Origin of the sequence: Salmonella sp. 2020_1459 (genome assembly GCF_043847915.1) — a bacterium.
Lineage (GTDB): Bacteria > Pseudomonadota > Gammaproteobacteria > Enterobacterales > Enterobacteriaceae > Salmonella > Salmonella enterica.
Window position 1 is genome coordinate 37,447 of sequence record NZ_JBCMFA010000003.1, and the last position, 20,029, is coordinate 57,475.

Sequence of the window (20,029 nt, forward strand, 5' to 3'; positions counted from 1 at the left end):
CTATGGGAAGAGTCGCGCCTGTCGCCATCGTACTGGCATTTGCTTTGTTTCATCACCAGCCCCGGGGCGCAGAAGCGCCGCCAATGATTACATCCGAAGGATTAGCAACGGACCAGATGCTTCCTTCGCTGGATGGCTCCGCCGCTGAGTTGCCGCTCAGCGCCGCCGCGCCGGGCAACCTGACGCTCAATGACGCGGTCAATCGCGCCGTTAACTGGCATCCTTCTATTCGCGAAGCCGTCGGCAAACTGCTCGCACAGAATGAACAAATAGAGGTCGCCAAATCGAAATATTATCCGCAAGTCAGCGCTGGCGTGAACAATGGGTACAGCAATACCTACACCGATCACGGGTATAGCCCCTCGCTAGTGCTGTCGGTATCGCAAATGCTTTATGACTTCGGCAAAGTGGCAAGCCAGGTTCGCGCCGAAACCGCAGGCGCAGCACAGCAACAGGCCAATGTGTTGCTCAGTATTGATACCGTCGCGCACGAAACCGCCAACGCCATTGTACAAACGCAGAGCTGGCAGCAAATGGTAGAAGCGGCGGAAGAACAGCTCGTCGCGCTGGACGGCATCGGTAAACTTATCCGGCAGCGCAGCGATGAAGGCGCTACGTCGCTATCTGACGTAGTGCAAACCGAAGCCAGAATCGAATCCGCCCGCTCGCAACTGGCGCAGTATCAGGCCAATCTCGACAGTGCGAAAGCCTCACTGATGAGCTGGCTGGGCTGGAATTCGCTTAACGGAATCAATAATGACTTCCCGGCGAAACTCGCTCGCAGCTGTGAGACGGCGACTCCCGACGATCGACTGGTGCCCGCGGTACTGGCCGCCTGGGCGCAGGCCAACGTTGCGCGGGCGAATCTGGACTATGCCAGCGCGCAAATGACGCCGACGATTTCGCTCGAACCTTCTGTACAACATTATCTTAATGATAAATATCCCAGTCATGAAGTGCTGGATAAAACCCAGTATTCCACCTGGGTAAAAGTTGAGATGCCGCTTTATCAGGGCGGAGGGCTGACTGCCCGACGCAACGCCGCCAGCCATGCGGTAGACGCGGCTCAGTCGACCATTCAGCGCACCCGGCTTGATGTCCGCCAGAAACTGATAGAGGCGCGCAGCCAGGCAATGAGTCTTGCCAGCGCGTTACAAATCCTTCGTCGGCAACAGCAGCTTAGCGAACGCACGCGCGAACTGTATCAGCAACAATACCTTGACCTCGGTTCCCGCCCGCTGCTCGACGTGCTTAATGCGGAGCAGGAAGTTTACCAGGCGCGTTTTGCCGAACTGCAAACGGAAAGCCAGTTGCATCAGTTGCAACTGAACTGTCTGTATAACACCGGCGCGCTTCGTCAGGCGTTCGCGTTAAATCATCGCAGCATTCAATCCGTGGAGATCCAGCCATGACCCGCGCCGCCCCCGATGTAGAAGAGGTACTCAGTGAGCGCGCGCTAAGCCAATGGGCGCAGGCCATCAGCCATGTCGCCGGTCATTATCGCGTTGCCTGTTCTCCCGGTTCAATTCAGGCCAACGCCCCGTGGTTTAGGGGTAAAAGCAGAACGACCGCCTTAACGCAGCTCGCGCGGCAGGCGGGTTTATCCTTTCATGCGCCGGACATAGACAAAACGGCATTTAGTCAGTGGCGATTGCCGTTGGTTGTCGAGCTCCGGGGCGGGCAGTTATTGGTCATCGAACATGTTAATGGCGAAGATGCGGTAGACGTTTTTGTGATTGAAGAAGAGGGTCAGCGTAACCGCCTGACGCTCAGCGAGTTATTGCCGGAGATCCTCTATGTTGCCGCGCTACGCCCGCTATCGGCGCTCAAGGATAGCCGCGTCGACCGCTATATCTCCCGCTTTAAACCTGACTGGATGCGCGAGCTGGTTCTGCAGGATATTCGCCCTTATTTACCGGTAATGGTCGCCGCCTTTCTGATTAACGTGCTGTCGCTGGCCGGGATTGTGTTCTCTATGCAGGTTTACGATCGGGTGATCCCCGCTCAGTCATATCCTACCCTGTACGTTCTCTCCTTCGGCGTGCTGGTAGCGGTGCTGTTCGGTTTTCTGCTGCGTGAAGCGCGTACGCACATTATGGACGTGCTCGGTAAACGCGCCGATATGCGCATTTCCGATCGGGTATTCGGTCATGCGTTAAGGCTGCGCAACAGCGCTATTCCCCGTTCCACAGGCAGTTTTATCTCGCAGTTACGCGAACTGGAGCAGATCCGCGAGATGATTACCTCTTCAACGCTGGCGACCATTGTCGATCTGCCTTTCTTTTTCCTGTTTATGATAGTCTTGGCGATTATTGCCCCACCGCTGGCATGGATAGCGCCCGTGGCGGCTCTGCTGATGATCCTGCCGGGCGTCGCACTGCAAAAAAAACTGGCTGTCCTCGCCAACCAGGCCGCCCACAAAGCGACGCTACGCAATGCAGTCTTGGTCGAAAGCGTTCAGGGGCTGGAAGATATTAAACTGATGCAGGCGGAGAACCGCTTTCTTCAGCAATGGAATAGCTATATCCGTATTACCGGCGAGTCGGGTCTACGCACCCGCAAACTCACGCAAGGGCTTATCAGTTGGGGGATGTCGGTACAAAGTCTGGTGTATGCCGCAGTGATTATGTTCGGCGCGCCGATGGTTATTGAAGGCAGTATGACTACCGGCGCCGTGGTCGCCGCGTCGATGCTCGGCTCGCGGATGATCGCGCCAATGGCTAACCTGTGCGGCGTGCTGGCGCGCTGGCAGCAGGTGAAAGCGGCGAAGATGGGTCTCGACAACATTATGCAACTGCCCACCGAGACACAGCATGACGATAGCCTGATACACCGCGACATCCTCCACGGGCATTACCTCTTTGAAAACGCTCAGTTTCGTTACCATAACGACGATCAACGCATACCGCTGCGCCTCGTGCGTCTGGAGATCATGCCAGGCGAGCGGATTGCGATACTGGGGCGTAACGGTGCGGGTAAATCCACACTTTTACAGGCGATGGCGGGCGGCCTGGAGATGATTCAGGGAGATGCCCGGCTTGATAATCTCAGCTTGTCGCACATCGATATGGCGGATTTACGCCGCAACATCGGCTTTCTTAGCCAGAACGCGCGGCTTTTCTTCGGCACCCTACGAGAGAACCTGACGCTCGGCGCGCCGCACGCCAACGATGAACAGATTTTTGACGCGCTCGAAGTCAGCGGCGGCGCCGTCTTCGTCAGGCGGCTGGCAAAAGGGTTGGATCATCCCATTATGGAGGGTGGTAACGGCCTGTCCGGTGGGCAGCGTCAGTCCCTGTTGCTGGCGAGAATGCTGCTGCGCTCCCCCAATATTGTGCTACTTGACGAACCCAGCGCCTCGCTGGACGAGCATACGGAACGAGAGTTTATTCAGCGGTTACATCAGTGGCTTGGCAATCGAACCCTGGTCGTCGCGACGCACCGGGTACCAATACTGGAGCTGGTTGAGCGTGTCGTTGTCCTGAAAGAAGGACAACTGGTGATGGATGCGCCAAAAGCGCAGGCGCTTAACGCGGATCGGATGCAAAGTCACCGTCGGGAGTGGAAAAATGAAAATCAATCAGCATGATGCCGCGATGGACGATCCCGATATTCAGCGTGAACGGGCGTTTTCCGGCGCGGGTCGTATTGTTCTGATCTGCTCACTGTTATTTCTCATTCTCGGCATCTGGGCGTGGTTTGGCCGACTGGATGAGGTTTCCACCGGCAACGGGAAAGTGATCCCCAGTTCACGCGAACAGGTTCTGCAGTCGCTGGATGGCGGCATTCTGGCGCAGTTGACGGTGCGGGAAGGCGACAGAGTTCAGGCTAACCAGATTGTCGCCCGGCTTGATCCGACGCGTCTGGCGTCCAATGTTGGTGAAAGTGCGGCAAAATATCGCGCTTCACTCGCCTCCAGCGCACGGTTAACCGCGGAAGTCAACGACTTACCTCTCGCCTTCCCCGCTGAGCTGAACGGCTGGCCGGATCTGATTGCCGCAGAGACGCGTCTCTATAAAAGCCGCCGCGCGCAACTGGCCGATACCGAAGCCGAGCTACGGGATGCGCTGGCGTCGGTTAATAAAGAGCTGACCATTACCCAGCGGCTGGAGAAAAGCGGCGCGGCCAGTCATGTTGAAGTGCTACGCCTGCAACGACAAAAAAGCGATTTAGGCTTAAAAATTACCGATCTGCGCTCACAATATTATGTGCAGGCACGCGAAGCGTTATCGAAAGCGAACGCTGAGGTCGATATGCTCTCCGCCATTTTAAAAGGACGCGAGGATTCCGTCACCCGCCTTACCGTGCGTTCGCCGGTACGCGGCATTGTTAAAAATATCCAGGTCACGACGATTGGCGGCGTGATCCCGCCTAACGGCGAGATGATGGAGATAGTGCCGGTAGACGATCGTCTGCTGATTGAAACCCGCCTTTCGCCGCGTGATATCGCCTTTATTCATCCCGGCCAACGCGCATTGGTTAAAATTACTGCTTACGATTACGCCATTTACGGCGGGCTTGACGGCGTGGTGGAGACCATTTCACCGGATACCATTCAGGATAAAGTGAAACCGGAAATTTTCTACTATCGCGTATTTATCCGCACCCACCAGGACTATCTACAAAATAAATCAGGACGCCGTTTTTCGATTGTTCCAGGCATGATCGCCACGGTAGATATCAAAACCGGTGAAAAAACCATTGTCGACTATTTAATCAAACCGTTTAATCGCGCGAAAGAAGCGCTGCGCGAGCGGTAAATCGTTGAAGATAAGAAGATACGGGGGCTGGTCACGCGTGTCACAAGTCTGTTATACTTACCTTACACATTGGGGCTGATTCTGGATTCGACGGGATTTGCGAAACCCAAGGTGCATGCCGAGGGGCGGTTGGCCTCGTAAAAAGCCGCAAAAAAATAGTCGCAAACGACGAAAACTACGCTTTAGCAGCTTAATAACCTGCTTAGAGCCCTCTCTCCCTAGCCTCCGCTCTTAGGACGGGGATCAAGAGAGGTCAAACCCAAAAGAGATCGCGCGGATGCCCTGCCTGGGGTTGAAGCGTTAAAACGAATCAGGCTAGTCTGGTAGTGGCGTGTCCGTCCGCAGGTGCCAGGCGAATGTAAAGACTGACTAAGCATGTAGTACCGAGGATGTAGGAATTTCGGACGCGGGTTCAACTCCCGCCAGCTCCACCAAATGATGATCCGGATACGTCCGGTGAAGTACAGAAAGCCCGCATGGCAGAAGCCCTGCGGGCTTTTTTGTGTCTGACGTTGTCCGAGAACATCCGGCTAAATCCGGTGATTATTGGTATACGTTTAGGTATACGGTAGGATGTATACCTAAAAACGTATACCAATTCATGAAGGAGCGGCCACAGTGGCACGGACAACACGCCCCCTTACCAACACCGAAGTTCTGCGCGCTAAGGCGTTAGAGAAGGATCTAACGCTGCACGATGGCGACGGGCTTTTCCTGATAGTGAAAACTAGTGGCAAAAAGCTCTGGCGCTTTCGCTATCAACGTCCGGTAACAAAGCAGCGGACAATGATGGGGCTCGGTGCCTTCCCCGCCCTATCGCTTGCTGATGCCCGAGGATTAAGAGCGGATTACCTTGCCTTATTAGCCAACGGAATCGACCCGCAAATTCAAACTGAAGTTGCAGAGGAACAGCAGCAAATAGCACTGGACAGTATTTTTTCAACGGTCGCCGCTAACTGGTTCCAGCTCAAAAGCAAAAGCGTTACCCCTGATTACGCAAAAGACATTTGGCGCTCACTGGAGAAAGATGTATTCCCTGCCATCGGTGAGATCCCCGTTCAGCAAATCAAAGCCCGGACACTGGTTGAAGCTCTTGAGCCAATCAAAGCTCGTGGGGCGCTTGAGACTGTACGTCGACTGGTTCAGCGCATTAACGAGATAATGATTTATGCCGTAAACACTGGTCTTATTGATGCTAATCCAGCATCAGGTGTTGGGATGGCCTTTGAGAAGCCCAAAAAACAAAACATGCCGACGCTTCGGCCAGAAGAGTTACCAAAACTCATGCGTTCTTTGGTGATGTCAAATCTCTCTGTTTCGACTCGCTGTTTAATTGAATGGCAACTCCTGACGCTTGTGCGCCCTTCTGAGGCCTCCGGTGCTCGTTGGGCAGAAATCGATCTCGATGCAAAGCTTTGGACAATTCCAGCCGAACGGATGAAGGCGAAACGTGAGCACATAGTTCCTCTCTCAACTCAGGCATTAGAGATTCTCGAAGTGATGAAACCAATCAGCGCTCACCGTGAACATGTTTTTCCCAGTAGGAATGATCCAAAACAATCCATGAATAGCCAAACAGCTAATGCAGCTTTGAAGCGTATAGGATATGGAGGAAAATTAGTTGCACACGGTTTACGATCTATTGCAAGTACTACATTGAATGAAGCGGGATTTAATGCAGATGTGATAGAAGCGGCATTAGCTCATACAGATAAAAATGAGGTAAGAAGAGCATATAACCGCTCTATCTATTTAAAGCAAAGAATAGGCATGATGGAATGGTGGGGTGAAAAAGTTTATAATAAAAACTGAAAAAAAATAAAAGCTCATTCTTATGAGCTTTTATTTCCCTGCATTATCTTTCGAATTATCAGCATCCTGTTTATTTTGAAAAGTCATAAAGGTATTATACCAACTTGAAACACGAAATATAGCAAGAACAGCTGCTAATGCAGAGAACACTGAGTAAACAAATATAAAGTAAGCAAAAAAACTAAAAGTTAATAAAGCATACTTATAGAAAACACCTAAATAATAATACATAAAAGCATTATTTATGAGAATACTACTATAGGCCTTGGTAACCAAGGCCGTAATAATAGTTAGTAATTGCAACAATATAAAATGGACAAAAGTTGCATTGACTGACATATAAGGAGAATATTCTACTTCTCCACTTTCACTTTTTTCATCACCAGTTATTATTTTTTTAAAGGCCTCATCACCAATAGCTATCCACATAGCAAAACCACCTAATGAAAAGCCCAGAAGGTTCGGCATCAATGACAGGATATCATTCCACCACCCCTGATGAGACCAAGATGGATAAAGAATCACTGTCATTAAAAAAGCACACCAAAAATAGCGACTTTTAAACACAGCCCCAGCGCCACCATAGATTTTCCAGTATCTAGCCAATGCACTGGTTGATTCTTTTTCTTCACTCATTACTTTCTCAGAAGCCTCTTAAATTCATCTGCTAATGATTTTGCCCTTAATAACAATAGCTCAGAAACCGATGTTACGTCAGAATCATATGGTTCAACCCTTTGAAGTGGTACGTCACTTGAGGCATGAACCTCTACTAATCCCGCCTCATTAATCCTGCGTATACTAACTTCACCATTTCTCGAAGCAATAAGAGCATCCTGTTTTAACTCACCATCAGGTTTAATTTCCTGACCTCGCTCAGACTTATATGTTTTATCCTCTTCAATAACCCCAATACGCTTGAAGCGCTTTTGCATAACACTTTCTGCAGAAGCGAGATCATCCGGATTAGGACGTCGAGTGACCATATTTATACACGTAATACCTTTTAAAGAAAGCATACGTTCTACACTATCTGGCTCAGTCAATATTGTAACATTAACCTTTCCAAATTTCTCTATAATTCTCTCATGAGAAAATATCCCATTCAGAAAGCTTTCTATTTGTCTTGATGTAAGATGCCGGCTCTTGTCCTGCATTTCGTAAACTAAAAGATGACTTGCGGGTAGAAAAACAAATGAGAATCTAGCTACATTTGGTTTTAAATTATCAGGTATATTTATTCTTTCCTTTTCCTCATCTGAAGCTATATCTTTCTTTACGATATCGAACCAATCGCCATTAACGTCAATATCTGTATACTTTAGAATTTCCCCCTCAAAAGGTTCACTAATTACCTGACCTTTCTTATAAGGGTAAAAATATGATAAAGTTGCGAATGAGTCTCCTCTTAAATTAACATTGCTCGCATTTTTTCTTGCCATCCTGAATAACTCGACATACTTTTCTGGCGAGTGGGGGTGCATGGTTATATTCACAGCCCCGTAAGTTAATTTTTTTGCCCTTGCCATTTTTATCTTTGTTCCCTTATTTCGTGAAAGAATCATATATACATGAAAGGCTTAGGAAAAACTATGTCTTAACGCACACCATCTAATAGCCAAAGGAAATAAAAATATAAATCATTATTCAAAATGGGAATATTATTTCCCCCACGGATAATGCTCATTAATTCCACTACCAGATTCGTAAAAATTAAAAAAACAACATCCAAGAGCAGCGCGCAATGCTCTCCCCGCCCCGCCTGCCCGCTTAATGGGTCGCTTTTAATGCAGGTGCAAAGATGGTCTCAGGCCGCGCCACGACTGGCGCTGGTCTGGCATGCCGGAGCGAGAAAACGCATGCAAAACCATGCACCTTATGGATGCATGGCTTATTTCGTTAAAAATAGCGGGATTTACGGGGATTTTTTGACAGGCTACTGCGCGGCCAGTCCGGCGCGTCGACGGGTGTAAATCATGTTCTGTGCAGGGGTGAATTTTTCACGATTATCATCCCCCGAAGGCGCGTCAGGCCTGTATCCGATGGCCGTTAAAATATCTTTATCCTGTGCAGAATAATTAATTTCATCTCCAGCGGTCAGCCAGACGGAAAGAGCTTCTCTCAGGTAAGAGACTGAACGGTCAAGCGCGCGATTTTTTATCATCGCGGGCTGGTTTTTAATCCCCATCAGCTCCGGTGCCAGTGCGGCGGCCAGCTCTGCGCCGTTCTGCTGCATAAAATCATGCAGCCGGTTACGGATGCTGATGCGCTGCACCTCCTCATGCGAGAAGATGTAGCGACCGGCGGCCTGATTAACTTCCCATTTTTTTACGTCAATCAGGTCACGCAGCATCTGTAATCTGCGGGAGCCTGATACATTGTCATCCAGCAATAATTCCTGATATTCCTGCATTGCGGCGGCCAGTTCGGTTTTACGGTTAAGCCACGCGGTTTTGTTCGTCTGACAGGCGTCACAGGCCTGCTGTAAGGTCAGAGTGGTCACGGGTTGTCTCTCCTGATTAATGGCGGAACGGCGAGCTGTAGCAGCCTTTTACCCGACGGGGTGCCACGGGGGCTGTCGGCACCGGCGCGGGTTTCTCATCGACGACCGGCGAACGTATCACTTCAAAGATGGACTCATGCGTTTTGAATGTCGCCGAGCAGTGCACATTCTGGCACTGCAGGTAACTCTCTTTGACGCTCTCAGACATATAGCGGCTGGTGCGAACGTGTGCCGCTGTGCGGCAGAAAGGACAGCGCATCATGACAGTAACCCCCGTGCTTTAAGGTTGGCTTCACGTTCACGCATTTTTTCCTGCCAGACTTTTCGCTGGCCGGGCGTGGTCGCAACATCATGCTCCATATGCGGCAGTGTGGAAGCCGACAGCCCTGTTTTAAACAGCACCGGTTCATCGGTCAGACGGATATTGCAGTCCTTCACGGCCTGTTCAAGCCACGCTTTCACCTGCTGCATTACAACTTTTTCCGGTTCGGTATATCCCTGATGCCCGGTCGTATTAGCAAGCGGATTATTCAGAACCAGTATGTTGAGTTTCATTGCTCTGATGAGGGCACCGCAGCTTTCACGCAGGGCTGCATCAAGTTCATGCTCTGCATACTGACTGAGGACGCCGTGATGTGCCTGACGGTATGCTCTGGCCGTGCGGTCACAGGCTCCTTTGAGCCTGTCCAGCTCAAAAGACAGTACCTCGTTCATGCTGTCACATTCCTGCGCCAGTTCCCGCCGTGCCACGTGCGCCAGATGGCGTTGTTTCAGCTCGTCGGTAATGACAGCACCACCGGCACGAAAGGCGGCGCGCCATGCGCCGGAATCATTGCCGTTTTCCTGCTCCAGTTCATTTTTTTGCGTTTGCACCTGGCTGATGACCGTCGTGGTTTCATCCATACGGCTGGCATTGGCGAGATGCGCCGAGCGGGCAGTCTCAAGGCGTTCCATTGCAGGTTTAAGGTAGTCGGGAATAACAGCGGTCTGAGTCATGTCGGGTCTCCTCTTCGTTTCAATCTGAGGAGATTCTGCCGCGCCAGACACAACAACACGATTCATTGCCGTTGTGGCAAAAATGGCACAAACAGACCTTAAAACCCGGCTGGCCAGAGAAAGGTCTCAGGAAAACCTTACTCACTGTTTGTTTTTTTACTTATAACTATTCACTACTGTTCACTGAAAAGAAAAAGATAAGTAATACAGTCAGATAAATGGTGAACAGTTGAGGGTGTAACTGTTCACCGACTGTTCACTACTGTTCACCCTTCTGTTTTTATCTGCCGATACCATTTAGACTTTATTTTGATTAAAAATCGAAAATATATAACTAAAGGAAATAGAAATTGCTGCATTGTAATGCAGTGATTTGCATCTGTTTGCCAGCGTTTGCCTTTGTTTGCCATAGCGAAAAGTCAATGTTTGTTTCCACGAAAATCTCACATGACCTGAGGAAAAATATAGACATAATAAGGAGCTACCCGAAGCCGGACGGACACGACCGGCACTGTATGGACTTTGTGAGGTAGCCCGATGCACACCGCTTTTTCTTCCCCGTCTTCCGCCCCTGCCGCGCCGTTGATGCAGGTTTCTGATACCGTTCACGAGCGCTTTATCCGTCTGCCCGAAGTGATGCATTTATGCGGCCTGTCCCGCTCGACCATTTACGACCTCATCAGCCGGGAAGCCTTCCCGAAACAAATCTCCCTCGGTGGTAAAAACGTGGCGTGGGCGCAGTCTGAAATCACCGCATGGATGGCGGATCGCATCGCCGAACGCAACCGGGGTTATGACGCATGATGATGACCGTCCAGCAAACAGCCCCTTTTTCTGGCTTGCTTCTTTTCATCGTTTCCATGTATAGTTTTCCCGCTGTCGCAAAATCGGCAGCCGGGCGTAGGAACCCGAGTTACTTCAAGGCGACACCAGACGCGCCATGCGTCTTTTTTTATGTCGTTGCTCAGGCACACCCATTTTTCGGGCTGTGGTGCTTATACCTTAGCCCCTGTCAGATAATGGTGGTCCGGGCGGGGCAGCCTTCGGGCTGGCCGGTTTCCTTGAAGGCCGGTATTCCTACCCCCGTTCGGGTCACCACCCATGAGCGTAGGAACTCCGGTGGTGGCATTTACCGCTACTTCAAGGAGGTTGCCCCTATGGCTACGACCCTCACCCCGTCACACCCGCAGTTTGTCTTTGTGTTTGCCGCCGTCCGTCGCGCAGACCGTAAACCCCGTATCTGTATGCTTCGCACCGTTGCCGGTGATGAGCACACCGCACGCCTTTCCCTCATTCGCGATTACGTCCTCTCATTCGCTGGCCGTCTGCCGGTTGCGGAGGTGCGAGCATGAGACACACCACCATTACCGCCCGTGACCTCGAATGTCTGGAGCATATGCGCAATGTCGGCCAGCTCGTCGGCGATCTGATGCAGGTGCAGGACTGCGCCACCGTTCGTCGTGACCCTGAGCAGCAGTTACAGCTCACCTCCGTGATTTACCTCATGACCGCCCAGCTCGACGGTGTGGTCGAACGCTGCAATCAGCAGTGGCTGACCGGGGAGGGCAACGTATGAAAAAGCCATTACCGCCCGTATTACGCGCCGCGCTGTATCGTCGCGCCGTGGCCTGTGCCTGGCTGACCCTGTGCGAACGTCAGCACCGCTACCCGCAACTCACCCTCGACACACTGGAAAGCGCCATTGCCGCCGAGCTGGAGGGATTCTACCTGCGCCAGCACGGCGAGGAAAAAGGCCGCCAGATTGCCTGTGCACTGCTGGAGGATTTAATGGAAGCCGGACCACTCAAGGCCGCGCCGTCGCTGTCCTTTCTCGGGCTGGCCGTAATGGATGAACTCTGCGCCCGTCATATCACCGCACCGGTACTGCACTGAGGGAGAAAATAACCATGAAAATGAACGTAACAGAAACGGTAAAACAGGCGTGCGGCCACTGGCCGCACATTCTCCCTGCGCTGGGTGTGAAGGTGATTAAAAACCGCCATCAGTCCTGCCCGGTGTGCGGTGGCTCTGACCGCTTTCGCTTTGACGATAAAGAGGGGCGCGGCACGTGGTTCTGTAACCAGTGCGGCGCGGGTGACGGACTGAAACTGGTCGAGAAGGTGTTCGGTGTATCAGCCTCTGAGGCCGCCGGGAAGGTGAACGCCGTGACCGGCAATCTGCCGCCGGTTGCCCCGGAAGTGATTGCGGCCGCAGAAGCAGAAACGGAGGCTGACCGCAAAGCGGCGGCCGCGCTGGCCGTCAGGCTTATGGATAAAACCCGACCGGCCACCGGCAACGCCTACCTCACCCGCAAGGGTTTCCCAGCGCTGGAATGTCTGACGCTCACGGCTGTGCATAAAACCGGCGGCGTGACGTTCCGCGCCGGGGATGTGGTTGTCCCGCTGTATGACAATACCGGCGCGCTGGTAAACCTTCAGCTCATCAATTCTGAGGGTCTCAAACGCACCCTGAAGGGCGGTCAGGTTAAAGGGGCATGTCATGTCATCGAAGGGAAAAAACAGGCAGGAAAACGCCTGTGGATTGCGGAGGGCTATGCGACCGCGCTCACCGTGCATCACCTGACCGGGGAAACCGTCATGGTGGCACTGTCGTCCGTGAACCTTCTTTCTCTGGCGAGCCTTGCCCGTCAGAAACACCCGGCCTGTCAGATTGTCCTCGCCGCCGACCGTGACCTTAACGGCAACGGCCAGAGTAAAGCCGCTGCGGCCGCAGACGCCTGCGAGGGCATTGTCGCCCTGCCGCCGGTGTTCGGTGACTGGAATGATGCGTTTATGCAGAAAGGCGAGGAGGCCACGCGGAAAGCGATTTATGACGCCATCCGGCCTCCGGCTGACAGCCCTTTCACTACCATGAGCGAAGCGGAATTTACCGCCATGAGCACCAGTGAAAAGGCAATGCGGGTGCATGAACATTACGGCGAAGCGCTGGCCGTGGATGCGAACGGCCAGCTCCTGTCCCGATATGAGGCCGGAATATGGAAAATCATTCCCCCGTCGGATTTTGCCCGCGACGTGGCCGGGTTGTTTCAGCGTCTGCGCGCCCCGTTCTCGTCGGGGAAAATTGCCTCAGTGGTGGAGACCCTGAAACTGATTATTCCGCAGCAGGACGCCCCTGCGCGCCGTCTGATTGGCTTTCGCAACGGCGTACTCGATACCGCCACCGGCACATTCAGCCCGCACCATAAATCACACTGGCTGCGCACGCTATGTGATGTTGATTTCACCCCGCCGGTGGAGGGCGAAACGCTGGAAACCCACGCCCCTCATTTCTGGCGCTGGCTTGACCGCGCTGCCGGTGGCAAACCGGAAAAACGCGATGTGATTCTGGCCGCGCTGTTTATGGTTCTGGCGAACCGTTACGACTGGCAGCTCTTTCTCGAAGTCACCGGCCCCGGCGGGAGCGGAAAAAGTATTCTGGCCGAAATTGCGACCATGCTTGCCGGGGAAGATAACGCCACGTCGGCTACCATCGAAACGCTGGAATCACCACGTGAACGTGCTGCGCTGATTGGCTTCTCGCTGATTCGTCTGCCTGACCAGGAAAAATGGAGCGGTGACGGGGCAGGACTCAAGGCCATCACCGGCGGGGATGCGGTCTCGGTAGACCCGAAATACAAGGATGCATATTCCACCCATATTCCGGCGGTGATTCTGGCCGTGAACAATAACCCGATGCGCTTTACTGACCGCAGCGGCGGCGTCTCACGGCGCCGGGTGATCCTGCATTTCCCGGAACAGATTGCCCCGGAGGAACGCGACCCGCAGCTCAAGAACAAAATCGCCCGCGAGCTGGCCGTGATTGTGCGCCAGCTAATGCAGAAGTTCAGCGACCCGATGACCGCCCGCACCCTGCTCCAGTCACAGCAGAATTCCGACGAGGCGCTCAGCATCAAGCGCGACGCCGACCCGGCATTTGATTTTTGTGGCTATCTGGAGGCACTGCCGGATCCTGACGGTATGTATATTGGCAATGCTAACATCATCCCGCGTCAGCCGCGTCTGTATTTGTATCATGCCTATCTGGCGTACATGGAAGCCCACGGCTACAGGAATACACTCAGCCTTACCATGTTCGGTAAAGGACTGCCAGCCATGCTGAAAGAGTACGGGCTGAGTTATGAAAAGCGCCGTAAAAATCAGGGCATACAGACCAATCTCACACTCAGAGAGGAAAGCAACGCCGACTGGCTACCAAAATGCGATGACCCCATAGCGAAATAACCTTCCCTGACCGGCATCGCCGGTCTTTTTTTTACCTGCAAAACGGCAAAAGTGAACAGTAAAGTGTTCACTGTTCACCGACCATTCACCGATTAAGCCACTGAATATTAAAAATAAAAATACCTAGTGAATAGTGTGAACAGTTTTTCTAAAAAAAAGTTTTTTTCTTGATGTGATCTATCCAAAAACAGGTTCACTTAACCGCAGGAAGCGCTGCAACAAATTGCCATTGGTATACGCTTAGGTATACCAATGAAAGTTGAATTGGTTAAAGTCACCTAATAACAGATGATTACGTGAATTATTCAGACTCCGCCAGCCAATATTGATGTACTGAAGTTCAGTAAAGTCTACTAAGCCCGTATAGCACAAGCTCTGCGGGCTTTTTTACGTCCATTGCCGCCTGGTGAGGATTGCAGAGAACCTTACGGACACTGGAGTCAAATGACGCGGTGGGTAAAGCGGCTGCGCGATGGGTGACAGGGCAAAACGCCAAAAGTCTCACCAATAACTCCTGAAAGAATTGGAATACGAGAGTCAAAGAAAATAGAACACTCACTGAGAGTCCTGCCTGGCTGGGGCAAAGCTCGCAGTCAGACTGTCGAGCATAAAGATAAGCAGTTGCCCGTGAGACGCCAGGATGTTGGGCTACGGTATCCATAGATTTGCGAAGATTCAGCAGACCTTCTTTGCGAAGCTTTAATGATCAATTCTTTTCTGTCAGCTGCTTTAAGCGTCCTGGCCGTAGTGGCACGAGCAGCGGCGAAACTATCTATGCGCTGTCGAATGGTCTCTGTTCCTCCAGGAGCAATATTTTCTCACGGAATTTTTTATTACCGTAGGCGTTATTCAGCGTAGTCCGAAGACGTGATCCTGCTCACCCAGTCAAACATAACTTGCATATGATTGCCATTGGATGTCCTCACACCAACCTGACACGCATTTACGCCTGTCGTTTTGCCAGTCAAAACCTGTCCATACTTCATATAGATTTTGATACCGACTCCCTGTTTATAGCACTTATTGCAAATCGAGAAATAATCTCTTCTCGATGGAGTATATTGCTGAAGATTAAATTCGTCAGTCGGCATCAGCGAAAGATTAAAAGCGTCATTACCTGATAATTCTTCAAGAATTGCCAGAGACTCTAATTTAACTTCAATGCGCTTATTTCCTTTAGGTTTATCCGAAGCCAGAATCAAATTTCCCCTCGGATTAAACTTCGCAATGTAGCCTATGATTATCCGGGCATTATTACTCACCAATCGAACAGGGATATCATTAAAACGTAGAAATTGAACTCGACGAGCAAGCATAGAATAATCCCGCGGCCATATTTCAGCCTCTCGCCCGTAGGAAATATCATTTACAGCCATACATTCCCTAAATATATATTCATCTATGCTAAATGAAAAAGCCCCGAATTCACGGGGCTGAATAAAACGAAATAAATTAACGTAACAGAGACAGCACGTTCTGCGGGACCTGGTTAGCCTGCGCCAGAACGGAAGTACCGGCCTGCTGCAGAATCTGCGCGCGAGACATGTTGGAAACTTCGGTCGCGTAGTCGGAATCTTCGATACGGCTACGCGCTTCAGACAGGTTGTTTACGGTATTGCCCAGGTTGGTGATAGCAGAGTTGAAACGGTTTTGTACCGCACCCAGATCAGAGCGCAGCGCATCCACCTGCGCCAGCGCGGCATCAATTTTCTGCAGCGGGTTTTCGGTGGTTTTAGCGGCTGCTTCCGCCAGCTCTGGTTGTGCTTTGAAATCATGACCAGCGGCTTTGCTGGCATTGTAGGTTTTACCGTCGATAGTAACGACTTCGGTTTTACCGTCTACGCCACCCAGTTGGTTAGCCGCTGTTTTGGTAGTGCCGTCAGCAGCAGTATAACTTGTGGTTTTAGCTTTAATTGCTCCTGTCGCTTCATCGTAATCTGCGGCGTAATACTTATCGCCAGCTTTAAGCGCATAACCGCCTTCAATTGTCTTACCATTTTTATCGGTATAAGACATTTTGACCAACTCAGCGCCATTAGCATCGGTAGCGTCAACGCCGCCAGCAATTAAGGCATTTTTAGCATCTGCTGAAACAACTGCCGGTGTATCTTTTAACTCCTGTACTTCTGTTTTAGTTGTCGCACCAGCAGGCATTGTGGTTTTAGTTGCGCCAGCCGCAAGGGTTACTGTACCGTCAGTAGCAACGTTAACTTCATAATCGCCATTTTTGGCGGCATCAGCACCAGTAAAGCCACCAATAGTAACAAAGTACTTGTTATTATCTGCGTCAAATTTAACCGCACCACCGGTTACAGAAGCCGTACCATTCGTACCACCCGTAGCCGCTTTAATAGCTGCATCATCAAGACCCGATACATCCAGTGTAGTACCATTATTGGCATAAGCTTTCGTTGTTACTGCTGTATCTTTCACATCATACGCTTTCTGCACGTTCAGTGAGTCCAGACCCAGGGTCTGAGAGTTGATCTGCTTCAGATCGATATCGATAGTTTCACCGTCGTTGGCACCAACCTGGATGGTCAGGGTGTTGTCCTGCGCCAGGACTTTCACGCCGTTGAACTGAGTCTGGCCGGATACACGGTCGATTTCGTTCAGACGCTGGGTAATTTCAGCCTGGATAGAGTCGAGGTCAGACTGGGAGTTAGTGCTGTTAGCAGACTGAACCGCCAGTTCACGCACACGCTGCAGGTTGTTGTTGATTTCGTTCAGCGCGCCTTCAGTGGTCTGCGCAATGGAGATACCGTCGTTAGCGTTACGGGAAGCCTGAGTCAGACCTTTGATGTTCGCGGTAAAACGGTTAGCAATCGCCTGACCTGCCGCATCGTCTTTCGCGCTGTTGATACGCAGACCAGAAGACAGACGCTCGATAGCGGTGCCCAGTGCGGACTGGGATTTGTTCAGGTTATTCTGGGTCAGCAGCGACAGACTGTTAGTGTTGATTACTTGTGCCATAAAATTTTCCTTTTGGAAGGTTTTTGATAAAGCAATCCTCCATGAGAAAAGCGACTAAAATTCTTCCTTATCTGATGTAAAGGAGAAAATCATGGCTACTATTGGGTATATTCGGGTGTCAACAATTGACCAAAATATCGATTTACAGCGTAATGCGCTTACTAGTGCAAATTGTGACCGCATTTTTGAGGACCGTATCAGTGGCAAGATTGCAAACCGCCCCGGCCTGAAACGGGCGTTAAAGTATGTAAATAAAGGCGATACTCTTGTCGTCTGGAAATTAGACAGACTGGGCCGCAGCGTGAAAAACCTGGTGGCGTTAATATCAGAATTACATGAACGTGGAGCTCACTTCCATTCTTTAACCGATAGTATTGATACCAGTAGCGCGATGGGGCGATTCTTTTTTCATGTAATGTCAGCACTGGCCGAGATGGAGCGAGAATTAATTGTCGAGCGAACCCTTGCCGGACTGGCTGCCGCCAGAGCGCAAGGACGACTGGGAGGGCGCCCTCGGGCGATCAATAGACATGAACAGGAACAGATTAGCCGGCTATTAGAGAAAGGCCATCCTCGGCAGCAACTAGCTATTATTTTTGGTATTGGCGTATCTACCTTATACAGATATTTTCCGGCAAGCCGCATAAAAAAACGAATGAATTAAAATAAAAATTACAACAGGATGGATATAACATTTTTGTAATACAGGCGTATGGCATAAATAAACCGGAAGGGTATACGAAAAAGACAGCATCTAATTAAAAAGAGAAAAAATTCAACGCATTAACATATATAGTGTAGCGCGCTCACGATAAAGCCTATGTTACATCCAGCTATAGACGACATCGCTCAAAACACTACCAGACACAGTATTCACCTGGAAAGGCTTTTTAATCAAAATGTTAGATGTAAGCAATTACGGACAGAAAAAATAGTAAAGTTTATGCCTCAAGTGTCGATAACCTGGATGACACAGGTAAGCCTGGCATAACATTGGTTATCAAAAACCTTGGTTTTCAAGAACCAATAAATCGTGTGGCTAATGCGCTATAAAAATCGCAGAGCGGTGACGATATTCCGCATAAGGAGCTGTTCGTTCGCAACATTCGAACGGTAACGTTAAAGCTGGTTTTATTGGTTAATGAAGACGAAGGGGACAAAATTACTACAGAGTTGATACCACAGAGATAGTCCAGGCTCGCAGGTGATACGGGATTTAACGCCGGAAAGTCTGCACAGAACACGATCTGCCGCCGGACACCGTTAAATTGCCCCGCAACGCGTTATCAATACTACTACCGACGTTTCCCGTTACCTTGCCGTCGGTACGTTTACCTCATTGTCTGAAAGGTTATTTGCGAAGTTATCATTAATAATCCACGGGCGTCTGGTATGCGAATCCAGTTCCCCAATCCTGGCGCTTTGCCTTCGCGACCATACGCGCGTAAATAAGTCTGAAACCAAACTTCACCGCTTAACGCTCTCCTCTTCCCCGATTTTTATGAAAAAAATCATCACATGATCAAGGGTCGTATTTGTTATTGCATTTTACAAATGATATTGGTAATTATTATCATTCTCATTAACGACTTGTTCGATTTATGACGTGGAGAGAGAGGATTTCTCATGCGTATTCTGTTTGTCGGTCCGCCACTGTATGGACTGCTATACCCTGTGCTGTCCCTGGCGCAAGCGTTTCGTGTTAATGGCCATGAAGTGCTGATTGCAAGCGGTGGAAAATTTGCACAGAAAGCAGCAGAAGCTGGGTTGGTGGTATTTGACGCTGCGCCTGGTTTCGATTCGGAAGCGGGTTATCGCCGTCAGGAGGCATTACGAAAAGAAAATAACATTGGAACAAAAATGGGGAACTTCTCATTCTTCAGCGAAGAGATGACTGACCCGCTGGTCGCGTTCGTCGGGCAGTGGCGACCAGATCTCATCGTCTACCCTCCCCTTGGGGTCGTTGGACCACTGATTGCCGCTAAGTATGACATTCCGGTAGTGATGCAAACCGTCGGCTTCGGTCATACGCCCTGGCACATCAAAGGCGTGACGAAATCACTTTCTGACGCCTACCGCCGCCATGGGGTCAGCGCGCCACCAAGAGATCTGGCGTGGATAGACGTCACACCGCCCAGCATGAGCATACTGCAAAATGACGGAGAGCCGGTTATCTCCATGCAATACGTCCCGTATAACGGCGGCGCCGTCTGGGAAGAATGGTGGGAACGTACACCTGATCGCAAGCGTCTTCTGGTCAGCCTCGGCACAGTCAAACCGATGGTGGATGGCCTGGATCTGATTTCCTGGGTAATGGATTCTGCCGGCGAAGTAGATGCCGAAATCATCCTGCATCTTCCGGCAAACGCCCGCTCGGATTTACGTTCACTGCCGCCGAATGTCCGTCTGGTCGACTGGCTTCCGATGGGCGTTTTCCTTAACGGCGCCGACGGTTTTATCCACCATGGCGGCGCAGGCAACACCCTGACGGCGCTGCATGCCGGCATTCCGCAGATAGTCTTTGGCCAGGGTGCCGACAGACCCGTCAATGCCCGCGCCGTGGTCGAGCGCGGATGCGGCATTATTCCCGGTAAGAGCGGGCTTACCAGCAGCATGATCAATACCTTCCTCGGTAATCGCGCGCTTCGCGAGGCGTCGCAGGAGGTCGCGGCGGAAATGGCGGCCCAGCCTTGCCCGACCGAGGTGGCAAAAAAACTGATCGCCATGCTGCAACACGGCTAACC

Annotated in this window: 18 protein-coding genes, 1 other RNA gene and 1 pseudogene; 12 read left to right on the top strand and 8 right to left on the bottom strand. The window is 51.1% G+C overall.

Annotated features, from left to right (window positions below; genetic code table 11):
• The first annotated feature begins 2 nt into the window (after nt 1-2).
• The 5 genes from ACH0VJ_RS08630 to ACH0VJ_RS08650 all read left to right on the top strand — a co-directional run bounded on the left by ACH0VJ_RS08630 (nt 3) and on the right by ACH0VJ_RS08650 (nt 6,572).
• Entirely contained in the window at nt 3-1,412 is a 1,410-nt protein-coding gene (locus ACH0VJ_RS08630; protein WP_000533864.1) for a TolC family outer membrane protein, read from the top strand.
• Nucleotides 1,409-3,589 carry a type I secretion system permease/ATPase gene (locus tag ACH0VJ_RS08635; protein WP_086048295.1) on the top strand — a complete coding sequence of 727 codons (2,181 nt, stop codon included), beginning with the start codon at nt 1,409-1,411 and terminating at the stop codon, nt 3,587-3,589. Before ACH0VJ_RS08630 ends, ACH0VJ_RS08635 begins: the two co-directional genes overlap by 4 nt.
• Nucleotides 3,590-3,596: 7 nt before the next feature.
• On the top strand, nt 3,597-4,760 hold the full coding sequence (locus ACH0VJ_RS08640) for an HlyD family type I secretion periplasmic adaptor subunit (RefSeq protein ID WP_072104906.1): 1,164 nt from the start codon (nt 3,597-3,599) through the stop codon (nt 4,758-4,760).
• 71 nt (nt 4,761-4,831) lie between these two features.
• Nucleotides 4,832-5,194, top strand: a transfer-messenger RNA (tmRNA) gene (ssrA, locus tag ACH0VJ_RS08645).
• 184 nt (nt 5,195-5,378) lie between these two features.
• Nucleotides 5,379-6,572, top strand: a complete 1,194-nt coding sequence (locus ACH0VJ_RS08650; RefSeq protein ID WP_023196286.1) for an integrase domain-containing protein — start codon at nt 5,379-5,381, stop codon at nt 6,570-6,572.
• A gap of 30 nt (nt 6,573-6,602) precedes the next feature.
• Here ACH0VJ_RS08650 and ACH0VJ_RS08655 read toward each other — a convergent pair whose 3' ends face one another.
• From ACH0VJ_RS08655 to ACH0VJ_RS08675, 5 genes are all read right to left on the bottom strand, one after another.
• The gene (locus ACH0VJ_RS08655; protein ID WP_024799064.1) at nt 6,603-7,208 is read right to left on the bottom strand and encodes a hypothetical protein; all 606 of its coding nucleotides are present in this window, start codon (nt 7,206-7,208) and stop codon (nt 6,603-6,605) included.
• Nucleotides 7,208-8,101: a DUF4747 family protein gene (locus ACH0VJ_RS08660; RefSeq protein WP_023196287.1), complete on the bottom strand. Its 894-nt coding sequence runs from the start codon at nt 8,099-8,101 to the stop codon at nt 7,208-7,210. The genes ACH0VJ_RS08655 and ACH0VJ_RS08660 overlap by 1 nt, the downstream gene beginning before the upstream one ends.
• A 407-nt stretch (nt 8,102-8,508) precedes the next feature.
• A complete protein-coding gene (locus tag ACH0VJ_RS08665) occupies nt 8,509-9,075 on the bottom strand; it encodes a phage polarity suppression protein (protein ID WP_023196288.1) in 567 nt (188 codons plus the stop codon).
• Between the two features lie 16 nt (nt 9,076-9,091).
• Nucleotides 9,092-9,337, bottom strand: coding sequence for an ogr/Delta-like zinc finger family protein (locus ACH0VJ_RS08670; RefSeq protein ID WP_000984211.1), 246 nt, complete (start codon nt 9,335-9,337; stop codon nt 9,092-9,094).
• A complete protein-coding gene (locus tag ACH0VJ_RS08675) occupies nt 9,334-10,071 on the bottom strand; it encodes a hypothetical protein (protein ID WP_021000671.1) in 738 nt (245 codons plus the stop codon). Before ACH0VJ_RS08675 ends, ACH0VJ_RS08670 begins: the two co-directional genes overlap by 4 nt.
• Nucleotides 10,072-10,608: 537 nt before the next feature.
• On the opposite strand from ACH0VJ_RS08675, the gene ACH0VJ_RS08680 reads away from it, so the two are divergent.
• Genes ACH0VJ_RS08680 through ACH0VJ_RS08700 form a run of 5 tightly spaced genes read left to right on the top strand, consistent with a single transcriptional unit; the run spans nt 10,609 to nt 14,312 of the window.
• Nucleotides 10,609-10,875 (top strand): AlpA family transcriptional regulator, encoded by a 267-nt coding sequence (locus ACH0VJ_RS08680; protein ID WP_001604627.1) that lies wholly within the window; start codon nt 10,609-10,611, stop codon nt 10,873-10,875.
• Nucleotides 10,872-11,423: a host cell division inhibitor Icd-like protein gene (locus ACH0VJ_RS08685; RefSeq protein ID WP_023196289.1), complete on the top strand. Its 552-nt coding sequence runs from the start codon at nt 10,872-10,874 to the stop codon at nt 11,421-11,423. Before ACH0VJ_RS08680 ends, ACH0VJ_RS08685 begins: the two co-directional genes overlap by 4 nt.
• Entirely contained in the window at nt 11,420-11,647 is a 228-nt protein-coding gene (locus ACH0VJ_RS08690) for a hypothetical protein (RefSeq protein ID WP_001604623.1), read from the top strand. Before ACH0VJ_RS08685 ends, ACH0VJ_RS08690 begins: the two co-directional genes overlap by 4 nt.
• Nucleotides 11,644-11,964, top strand: coding sequence for a DUF5375 domain-containing protein (locus tag ACH0VJ_RS08695; RefSeq protein ID WP_000743150.1), 321 nt, complete (start codon nt 11,644-11,646; stop codon nt 11,962-11,964). Before ACH0VJ_RS08690 ends, ACH0VJ_RS08695 begins: the two co-directional genes overlap by 4 nt.
• 14 nt (nt 11,965-11,978) lie before the next feature.
• Nucleotides 11,979-14,312, top strand: a complete 2,334-nt coding sequence (locus ACH0VJ_RS08700; protein WP_021000674.1) for a primase-helicase zinc-binding domain-containing protein — start codon at nt 11,979-11,981, stop codon at nt 14,310-14,312.
• A gap of 595 nt (nt 14,313-14,907) precedes the next feature.
• Here the strand turns inward: ACH0VJ_RS08700 and ACH0VJ_RS08705 are convergent.
• The 3 genes and pseudogenes from ACH0VJ_RS08705 to ACH0VJ_RS08715 form a co-directional block, all read right to left on the bottom strand.
• A pseudogene (locus tag ACH0VJ_RS08705) lies at nt 14,908-15,130 on the bottom strand (helix-turn-helix domain-containing protein); the annotation flags it as partial.
• Between the two features lie 27 nt (nt 15,131-15,157).
• Entirely contained in the window at nt 15,158-15,688 is a 531-nt protein-coding gene (gene fljA / locus ACH0VJ_RS08710) for a phase 1 flagellin gene repressor FljA (RefSeq protein ID WP_023193473.1), read from the bottom strand.
• A gap of 76 nt (nt 15,689-15,764) precedes the next feature.
• Entirely contained in the window at nt 15,765-17,285 is a 1,521-nt protein-coding gene (locus ACH0VJ_RS08715; RefSeq protein WP_000079794.1) for a FliC/FljB family flagellin, read from the bottom strand.
• A 91-nt stretch (nt 17,286-17,376) separates the two neighbouring features.
• Between ACH0VJ_RS08715 and hin the strand changes: the two genes are divergently transcribed.
• Together hin and iroB are read left to right on the top strand one after the other, a co-directional pair.
• Nucleotides 17,377-17,949 (top strand): flagellar phase variation DNA invertase Hin, encoded by a 573-nt coding sequence (gene hin / locus ACH0VJ_RS08720; protein ID WP_000190920.1) that lies wholly within the window; start codon nt 17,377-17,379, stop codon nt 17,947-17,949.
• A gap of 962 nt (nt 17,950-18,911) precedes the next feature.
• Nucleotides 18,912-20,027, top strand: coding sequence for a salmochelin biosynthesis C-glycosyltransferase IroB (gene iroB / locus ACH0VJ_RS08725; protein ID WP_001221117.1), 1,116 nt, complete (start codon nt 18,912-18,914; stop codon nt 20,025-20,027).
• The last annotated feature ends 2 nt before the right edge of the window (nt 20,028-20,029 follow it).